This window comes from Parendozoicomonas verongulae (assembly GCF_009711465.1).
Classification (GTDB): Bacteria; Pseudomonadota; Gammaproteobacteria; order Pseudomonadales; family Endozoicomonadaceae; genus Sansalvadorimonas; species Sansalvadorimonas verongulae.
Map to the genome: position 1 here is coordinate 670 of NZ_SMME01000600.1, position 1,136 is coordinate 1,805.

Sequence of the window (1,136 nt, forward strand, 5' to 3'; positions counted from 1 at the left end):
TGCAGTCACAACGCTTGGTGCAAGGGAAAGTGGAACACCACCTGCTCCTGTGGTGCTACCTTCGATACGGCCAGCCTGCTTAACTCTCACCGCCAGGGCAGCGGGGACGCCCAGTGTAAGGGGAAACGGAACACTACCTGCCCTTGCGGAGCGTCCTTTGATTCGGTCAAGCAGCTTATCTCTCACCGCCAGAGCAGCCGAGACGCCCTGTGCAAGGGAAAGTGGAAGACCACCTGCCTCTGCGGCGCCACTTTTGATTCGGTCAACCAGCTTAGCTCTCACCGCCGGGGCAGCAGCGACGTTCGATGCAGGGGAAAGAAGAACACCACCTGCCTCTGTGGCGCCACCTTCGATTCGGTCAACCTGCTTAGCTCTCACCGCCGGGGCAGCAACGACGCCCGATGCAAAGGGAAGCGGCTCAAAAAGAAATAATATTGAGTGACCCCCCTGGAGCTGCCTGGAACCATAATTTTACAGTGTTTGAAAATTGCCTCAGCCTTACCCATCGACTAGCCTTTCGTGCCTGGGTTGAATCAGAGATTATGCTCGTTGCAAAGGCTGGCAAATACCTCATGGCTTTGGTTTATCCTGACCGTTGCTCCCGCTGTTGTTGATGCGAGTACAGATAAGCAGGTGAGTAACTGCACCCTTGTTGTGCCATCAGGTGAAGGGGAGGCAGATATTATCTCCACAGGCCGTATCCGCACGTCATTAAATGCTGTTCAGCCTTTGGACGATACATTCTGTGTATCGGGTCCAGAAAATAACCTGGTTTGTCAGGGGGTTGGGAGCCCATCCAGAATCAGGCTGTCACGTCAGGACAAGGAACCCCTTGAGCTGATAGCTGAGGGATCTGCCTGCTCTGCAACTCCCAGCAAAGGTCATTCCCCGCCAGCGACAGATGACGCAGTAATAACAGGTGAATTCGTTGATGGGTTTCCGTTGCCTTTTAATTCTGATATCCACGCCTGGGAAATTCACTGCCGGAAAGTTGTCAAACAAGAGATTGAAGATGTTTATGAAACTGCGTCAACAGTCCCAGGTGATTTGGATTACGATAGCCCTATACCAGAAGTAGAAGTATTGGGCCAAAATGCGAAGGAGACAGTACGTCGAAGAAAGCGGAACACCACCTG

General features: G+C 52.8%; 2 protein-coding genes. One reads left to right on the plus strand and one right to left on the minus strand.

Annotated features, from left to right (window positions below):
- The coding region (locus tag E1189_RS01790; RefSeq protein ID WP_196221019.1) for a hypothetical protein at window positions 1-378 on the minus strand (378 nt) is incomplete at its 3' end.
- A 276-nt stretch (window positions 379-654) separates the two neighbouring features.
- On the opposite strand from E1189_RS01790, the gene E1189_RS24860 reads away from it, so the two are divergent.
- Window positions 655-1,136: hypothetical protein (locus E1189_RS24860; RefSeq protein ID WP_230460003.1), on the plus strand; the 482-nt coding region annotated here is incomplete at its 3' end.